This window comes from Clostridium sp. AF27-2AA, assembly GCF_003478505.1.
Lineage (GTDB): Bacteria > Bacillota > Clostridia > Lachnospirales > Lachnospiraceae > Brotaphodocola.
This window is the reverse complement of sequence record NZ_QUFI01000013.1, coordinates 91,635-99,149: the sequence shown is the minus strand read 5'-3', so window position 1 is coordinate 99,149 and position 7,515 is coordinate 91,635. Positions and strand designations below refer to the sequence as shown.

Here is a 7,515-nt window from a genome sequence, read left to right as displayed (position 1 = left end):
CGTCCGGACCCTTTATTAGTTCCGTCTCAATATTTTTATTTGGTTCCAAAGATCCGGTCGCCGGCGTCTCCGAGTCCCGGGCAGATGTAGGCGTTTTCGTTTAAGCAGCGGTCCAGATGTCCGACATAAATCTGGATATCCGGGTGTGCTTCGTGCAGGCGTTTCAGTCCTTCCGGGGCCGCGATGATGGACATGAACTTGATGTTCTTTCCGCCGTGCTGCTTAATGAAATCAACTGCGGCTACTGCGGAGCCGCCGGTGGCCAGCATCGGGTCGGTGACAACGATGGTTCTCTGGTCGATCGGAGTTGGGAGCTTGCAGTAGTATTCGTGTGGTTCGTGGGTCTCCTCATCGCGGTATAGGCCGATGTGGCCGACCTTTGCGCTTGGAACGAGAGCCAGAATGCCGTTTACCATGCCAAGTCCGGCCCGCAGGATCGGGACAACAGCCAGTTTCTTTCCGGCAATCATTGGGGTCATGCAGGTTTCAATCGGAGTTTCCACCTCTACTTCCTCGGTGGGAAGATCGCGTAAAGCCTCATATCCCATGAGCATGGCGATTTCCTCAATTAGGGAGCGGAATTCATTGGTCCCGGTGTTTTTGTTGCGGAGAATGGAAATCTTGTGCTGGATCAGCGGGTGGTTGAAGATGGTTACGTTTTCCATAAGATAAAATCCTCATCTTTCTTTTATTTGTTTTCCGGAGTGTAGACAGCCAGAATATAGTCTCCCAGAGCGTGTGCTACCGGAAGGGAGAAATAGATAGAGCCTTCGTACTCATAGCTGAAACATTCCGGGAATGTTTCCTGGTAAGGAAAATCAGCGTTCTGGAAAAGTGCGGTATAGTAAGACTGATCGTACTCTTTCAGAAAGGTTTTTGCTGTGGCAGCGGTTTCGGCATCAGTTTCCGGGAAGGTACAGTCATCGGACAGTACATAGGAAGCCAGAGTGGCTGGATCGGCCAGATAGGAAAGACCGATATCAGAGCCGGAGCTTAAGCTTATCGTGTTTGTGTAGAAGATAGCAGTTGGGTGTATGCCGCCGTCCGTCATAACATTGCCATCGTAGCGGACCGTGATACGGTTTTTTGTGGCGGAGAGGACTTTGCAGGTAATATTCAGGGTGTCTTTGGCTTCATCGATTTCCCAGGCTTTCAGGATGGAAAGGGCATTATCTTTCAGATGATCGTTGATTTCCGGTTTCACAGAGTTATCAGAAATGACCGGATATTGAATGGAAACATTGCCATTCTGGTAGGTGTCTGTTTTAACGGACAGGGAAAGGGATGTGGCGGCACCTCCGGCGGAAGTTCCCTGGGACTGCGCGTTTTCAATGCCTGGTTCGATGGTGATGGATGAACTGCTTTCCGATTCCGTTGCGGTGGTGGAAACAGGAGCAGTCTGAACGGTACTTTCCGCAGCCTGGCTGCCGGACAGATTAATCTTATCGTGTTTCTTTTTGCACCCGGTGGCGAGACAGGCTGTGCTGAGGGCCAGAAGGGTAACCGTCAGTGCGTATTTTGATTTCTTTGGTATCATAGTGTTCTGCCTCCTTCATGTCGAAAATAATGGAGTTTCTTTGTGTTCATTACATTATAGCGCAAAGTCGGGAAGAAATATAGATGAAGGAAAAGAAATAAGAATTTTGTAAAGAGAGTAAAGAAAACAGGAATAAAAAAGAAAGAACCCCGAACCACTGAAATCAGTGATCCGAAGCTCCTGCCCCTGCCAAGGATGCCGGCAGCCGGACTCGAACCGGCACGAGGTCGCCCCCGTCAGATTTTGAGTCTGATGCGTCTGCCATTCCGCCACGCCGGCTTACTTACGCAAAAAATATTGTAACATAAGTGACAGCGCTTTGCAAGGGATTTTTCCAATATTTGTGTCTATTGAATCTACAATTATTATAGAAACAATACAATTAGAACAGATGCTCAAAGCGTTTCATAGCTGCGATGGTGTTCTCGTGGTTGTTGAAGGAGGTCAGGCGGAAGTAGTTCTTTCCGTTTTCGCCGAAGCCTGCGCCCGGGGTTCCCACCACCTGGGCATTGTTTAACAGATAGTCAAAGAACTCCCAGGATTCCATGCCGTCCGGACACTCAAACCAGATGTAAGGAGAGTGTACGCCGCCGAAGAAGCGGATGTTTCTGCGTTTTAAGGTGTCTGCGATGATGCGGGCATTTTCCTGATAGTAGGCGATATTCTCGCGGCACTGCGCCATGCCTTCCTCGGTAAAGACTGCAGCGGCACCCTTCTGGATAATGTAGGAGGTTCCGTTGAATTTGGTAGACTGTCTGCGGTTCCACATAGCGTGCAGGGACATTTCCTGGCCGTTGGAAGCGGTAAAAACTAATTCTCTCGGAACTACGGTGTAGCCGCAGCGGGTTCCGGTAAAGCCTGCCGTCTTGGACAGGGAGCAGAACTCAATGGCACATTTCTTTGCGCCCTCGATGGCGTAAATGCTGCGCGGAAGCTCCGGGTCGGAGATGAATGCCTCGTAAGCGGAGTCGAAAAGGATGACGGCGTTGTTAGCCAGTGCGTAATCGACCCATTCTTTTAACTGTTCCTTATTGTAAACAGCACCGGTCGGGTTGTTTGGGGAACAGAGGTAGATGATGTCAGCATGAACGGACGGATCCGGCATCGGAAGAAAGTTGTTCTCTGCGTTTCCGGATAAGTAGGTGACATTCTTGCCATTCATGATATTGGAATCCACGTAAACCGGATAGACCGGATCCGGGATCAGGATGACATTGTCGTTGTCGAACAGCTCGGAAATATTGCCGGTATCGCTTTTGGCACCATCGGAGATGAAAATATCAGCGGCATCCACGGATACGCCGTTGCGTGCATAATAAGCAGAAATGGCATCACGCAGGAAGCCGTAGCCCTGCTCTGGACCGTAACCCTTGAAGGTTTCTGCGGAAGCCATGGCATCCACGCCCTCATGAAGGCCCTTGATGGTGAGGTCTCCAAGCGGGAGTGTAACGTCACCGATACCAAGACGGATGATCTTAGAGTCCGGATGCTCAGCCTCGTAGGCAGCAACCCGGTGCGCGATTTCGGCAAAGAGATAACTTTCTTTTAAATCCTGATAATGTTCATTTAATTTAGGCATGTGGGAATCCTTCCTTTCGTATGACCGGACAAACTGGGGGACCGGTATTCATAATGGAAGTAATTTTAACAAAGAATAAAAATCAAGTCAATCTGCCGTAAAATAATCAGAGGAAGAAATTGAAAAATTAAGCGGAGTATTGTATGATGGTATGTATTCACGGGAACAGAAGTGAAGAAAATATGGTGAAACTGTAAAACCGCCCGCAAAAAGGTGGACAGAAGAAGACCATACGGAGACCGGAGGTGAAAAGATGGCTACATGCAGGGAAATTGAAAAGATGGTTATGCCATATATCAACCATCAGCTGGATGAAACGCAGCTGGAACAGTTTTTGAAGCATGTGAAGAACTGCCCGGCCTGCAGGGAAGAACTGGAAATCTACTACACTGTGTCGGTGGGCCTGTGGCAGCTTGACAGTGGAAATGGTGTCTATGACATCGCCGGTTCTCTGGAGGAGAGCATGGAAAATGCCTGGCTTACGGTACGCACCGCACGGCTTCGGAAGGTCATCTGTTATGCAGCTAACACCCTGAATGTGGCTTCTGTTCTGATCATGCTTTTCATGCAGATCCGTATCTGGATTCAGGGATAATCAGACAGGAAAAGGAGAAACCATGGGAAAACTGGTTTTAATAGACGGGCACAGTATATTAAACCGCGCGTTTTACGGGGTGCCGGAACTGACAAACTCTGAGGGTCTTCATACCAATGCGGTATACGGGTTCCTCAATATTATGTTTAAGATCCTCGAGGAGGAGAAGCCAGATCATCTGGCGGTGGCTTTTGATTTGAAGGAACCTACCTTCCGCCACAAGATGTACGCGGATTACAAGGGGACCAGAAAGCCGATGCCCCAGGAACTGCATGAGCAGGTGCCGCTGATGCAAGAGGTGCTTACGGCGATGGGCGTGCCGATCTTAACGATGGCGGGCTATGAGGCGGATGATATTTTAGGAACCGTGGCCAAGCGCTGCCAGGCAGAGGGCGAGGAGGTTTCCGTGGTATCGGGTGACCGGGATCTCTTACAGCTTGCGGATACCCACATCAAGATCCGCATTCCCAAGACCAGCCGCGGCACAACGGAGATCCACGATTATTATCCGGAGGATGTAAAACGGGAATACCAGGTAACGCCGATGGAATTTATTGATGTGAAGGCGCTGATGGGCGATTCCTCTGACAATATTCCGGGCGTTCCCTCGATTGGAGAAAAGACGGCTACAAACCTGATCGTAGCTTATGGAAGTATTGAAAATGCCTATGCTCATCTGGATGAGGTAAAGCCGCCCCGGGCAAGAAAAGCCCTGGAGGAGCATTACGATATGGCGGTTATGAGCAAGGAACTGGCGCAGATCTGTATTACCTGTCCGATCCCCTTTGTGTATGAAGACGCGAAGATTGAGAATCTTTATACGCCAGAGGCATATCAGTATATGAAGCGTCTGGAGTTCAAATCCATTCTGGCACGCTTTGATGTGCAGGAGATGGGCGGAAACTCTGTGGAAGAGCATTTCTGGAGCGTGGAGGATCTGTCCGGAGCGGAGCAGATTTTTGAAAAGGCCCGGAATGCGGAGCAGGTGGGATGTCAGCTCATCCTTTCAGAAAATGGGGTGGCTGGTCTGACTATTTGCATTGGCGAAGAAGAAATCTATACGATTCCTGCAGCTGGCTTTCTGACCGGCAGTTACCTGTGTGACCATCTGGAAGAACTGATCGCACAGCGCAGACCAAATCAGGAGCCAGTGGCTGTCCTGGATTTAAAACCCCAGCTTCCGTACCTGAATCTGGATTATGGCAGCGCAGTGGTGGATATGGGAGTGGCCGGATATCTGTTAAATCCGTTAAAAGATGCCTACGAGTACGATGATCTCGCGAGAGATTACCTCGGCATGACAGTGCCGTCCAGAACCGACCTGTTAGGCAAACAGAGTCTGGCAAAAGCTCTGGAAGCAGAAGCTCCGGAGGCAGTGACCTGTGGCTGTTACATGGCTTATGTGGCTTATAAAGCGGCAGGTGTATTAAAAGAGCGCCTGGAAAACGAGGGCATGCTGAAGCTTTACCGGGAGATGGAGATGCCGCTGATCTACAGCCTGTATCATATGGAACAGGCCGGTGTCCGGGTGGACAAGGAACAGTTAAAGCTTTATGGTGAGCAGCTGGAAGGGAAAATTGTGACCCTGGAGCAGGAAATCTATGACCTGGCTGGTGAAACCTTCAACATCAATTCTCCAAAGCAGCTCGGTGAGATTTTGTTTGAGCGGATGCAGCTTCCCCATGGAAAGAAGACCAAGACCGGTTATTCCACGGCGGCTGATGTCCTGGAAAAGCTGGCACCGGAATATCCGGTAGTCCAGAAGATTCTGGAGTATCGCCAGCTTACCAAGTTAAATTCCACCTATGCCCAGGGACTGGCCGGATTCATAAGAGAAGATGGCCGTATTCACGGAAAATTTAACCAGACCATCACGGCAACCGGCCGCATCAGCAGCACGGAGCCGAACCTGCAGAATATTCCGGTGCGCATGGAGCTGGGGCGCGCCATCCGCAAGGTCTTTGTGCCGGAGGACGGTTATGTGTTTGTGGATGCGGATTATTCCCAGATTGAGCTTCGCATCCTGGCGCATATGTCTGGAGATGAGCGTCTGATCAGTGCCTATCGGGATGCCCAGGATATTCACGCCATCACGGCATCGGAGGTGTTCCACACGCCCCTTGACGAGGTGACACCGCTGCAGCGGCGCAATGCCAAGGCGGTCAATTTCGGTATCGTATATGGAATCAGCGCCTTTGGACTGAGTGAGGACTTAAGCATCAGCCGCAAAGAAGCGCTGGAGTATATCAATAAGTATTTCGAAACCTATCCGGGCGTCAAACAGTTTCTGGATGAGCAGGTAAAACTTGGAAAAGAGCAGGGCTGCGTCACTACGATGTATGGACGAAAACGCCCGATTCCGGAACTGAAATCCGGCAATTTCATGCAGCGCTCCTTTGGCGAGCGTGTAGCCATGAACTCCCCAATCCAGGGAACCGCGGCAGACATTATGAAACTGGCCATGATCGCGGTAGACCGGGAACTGAGAGAGAGGCATATGCGCTCCCGCATTGTGCTGCAGGTTCATGATGAACTTCTGGTGGAGACATACCGGGATGAGGCAGAAGAGGTAGTTCGGATCTTAACCGACCGGATGAAACATGCCGCGGACTTAAAAGTCTCCCTCGAGGTGGAAGCCCACACCGGAGACAACTGGCTGGACGCAAAATAAAATGTGTGCTATAATCTCACGAGAACAAGAGAGCAAGAAGAAAAGAGAGGTTTTTCTATGAATAAAATGAATCAGAATTCTGAGAATGTGAAGAATCCGAAGCTGGTAGCAGCGCTTCAGGAAATGTTAAAGCATGATGATTTCATCACCCGCAGCCAGATGGCAGCAGCACTGATGGAAGCACGCCTGCTTTCTCCTATCCAGAAGCAGACTGTCCTGACTGAGAAAAAGGGTCCGTCTACCTGGATTCGTTTTGAGAGCATTACCAATACCGCAGGCGAGAAATATTATCTTGCCTTTACCGATATGGACGAGTACTCCAAATGGAACGAGGATGGAAGCCATGACCAGGCACTGATTATGACCATGGAAGACTTTGGAAATATCCTGATCCGTCAGGTCAATGACTTAAAGGGATTTGTAATCAACCCTTACGGCGAGAACATCAGCATTTCCAAACAGCTTCTGTTATCCTTACTGCAGCAGCACGAAACCAAAATGAGAGAGAAGATGGGCAACTAATATGATGGTACTTGGCCTCACCGGCGGAGTAGGAGCCGGTAAAAGCCGGATCCTTGAGCTGTTTTCGCATGATTACGGCGCGCAGGTGATCCAGGCAGATCTTGTGGCCCGGAAACTGGAGGATCCCGGACAGCCGGGACTGACTGGTCTGGTCAGTCTCTTTGGCGCCGGAATTTTGCAGAAAGACGGTACACTGGACCGCAAGGGCTTCGCGGACAGGATTTTTGGAAATCCGGAAGCGTTAAAACGCGTCAACGCCCTGATCCATCCGCTGACCTGGAATGAGATCAAACGGCAGATCCGGGAAAGCAGCGAGGAACTGATTGTTGTGGAGGCGGCACTCTTTGATGAGCGCAGCCGGGAGGTCTGCCAGTATCTTTTATATGTAGATACGCAGGATGAGATCCGCATTCAGCGTCTGATGGAAAATCGCGGTTATTCCAGGGAAAAATGCCTGGATATCATGAAGAACCAGGCAGACCGGAATGACTTTTTGAAACTGGCGGATTTTGTCATTGACAACAGTGGAAGCCTGGAGGAATCCAGGCTGCAGATCCGGCGGATTCTGAAAAAGACCGGTTATGATAACGGTCTGGAAGAAGGATAAAGGA

Annotated in this window: 7 protein-coding genes and 1 tRNA gene; 4 read left to right on the top strand and 4 right to left on the bottom strand. The window is 50.1% G+C overall.

Going from position 1 to position 7,515, the window contains the following annotated elements; translation table 11 throughout:
- Nucleotides 1–35 precede the first annotated feature (35 nt).
- From upp to DWY84_RS09330, 4 genes are all read right to left on the bottom strand, one after another.
- Nucleotides 36–665: a uracil phosphoribosyltransferase gene (upp, locus tag DWY84_RS09345; protein ID WP_118532658.1), complete on the bottom strand. Its 630-nt coding sequence runs from the start codon at nucleotides 663–665 to the stop codon at nucleotides 36–38.
- A gap of 23 nt (nucleotides 666–688) precedes the next feature.
- On the bottom strand, nucleotides 689–1,537 hold the full coding sequence (locus tag DWY84_RS09340; protein ID WP_118532656.1) for a hypothetical protein: 849 nt from the start codon (nucleotides 1,535–1,537) through the stop codon (nucleotides 689–691).
- A 196-nt stretch (nucleotides 1,538–1,733) separates the two neighbouring features.
- A tRNA-Leu gene (locus DWY84_RS09335) sits at nucleotides 1,734–1,816 on the bottom strand.
- Between the two features lie 103 nt (nucleotides 1,817–1,919).
- A complete protein-coding gene (locus DWY84_RS09330; protein WP_118532654.1) occupies nucleotides 1,920–3,116 on the bottom strand; it encodes an LL-diaminopimelate aminotransferase in 1,197 nt (398 codons plus the stop codon).
- Nucleotides 3,117–3,369: 253 nt separating this feature from the next.
- Here DWY84_RS09330 and DWY84_RS09325 point away from each other — a divergent pair, with 253 nt between their 5' ends.
- From DWY84_RS09325 to coaE, 4 genes are read left to right on the top strand one after another with little or no spacing between them, the layout of a single operon-like run.
- Nucleotides 3,370–3,711, top strand: a complete 342-nt coding sequence (locus DWY84_RS09325; protein WP_118532652.1) for a zf-HC2 domain-containing protein — start codon at nucleotides 3,370–3,372, stop codon at nucleotides 3,709–3,711.
- Between the two features lie 22 nt (nucleotides 3,712–3,733).
- The gene (gene polA / locus DWY84_RS09320) at nucleotides 3,734–6,382 is read left to right on the top strand and encodes a DNA polymerase I (RefSeq protein WP_118532650.1); all 2,649 of its coding nucleotides are present in this window, start codon (nucleotides 3,734–3,736) and stop codon (nucleotides 6,380–6,382) included.
- A gap of 57 nt (nucleotides 6,383–6,439) precedes the next feature.
- The gene (locus tag DWY84_RS09315; RefSeq protein WP_118532648.1) at nucleotides 6,440–6,904 is read left to right on the top strand and encodes an SseB family protein; all 465 of its coding nucleotides are present in this window, start codon (nucleotides 6,440–6,442) and stop codon (nucleotides 6,902–6,904) included.
- 1 nt (nucleotide 6,905) lies between these two features.
- On the top strand, nucleotides 6,906–7,511 hold the full coding sequence (gene coaE / locus DWY84_RS09310; protein WP_118532646.1) for a dephospho-CoA kinase: 606 nt from the start codon (nucleotides 6,906–6,908) through the stop codon (nucleotides 7,509–7,511).
- Nucleotides 7,512–7,515: the final 4 nt, after the last annotated feature.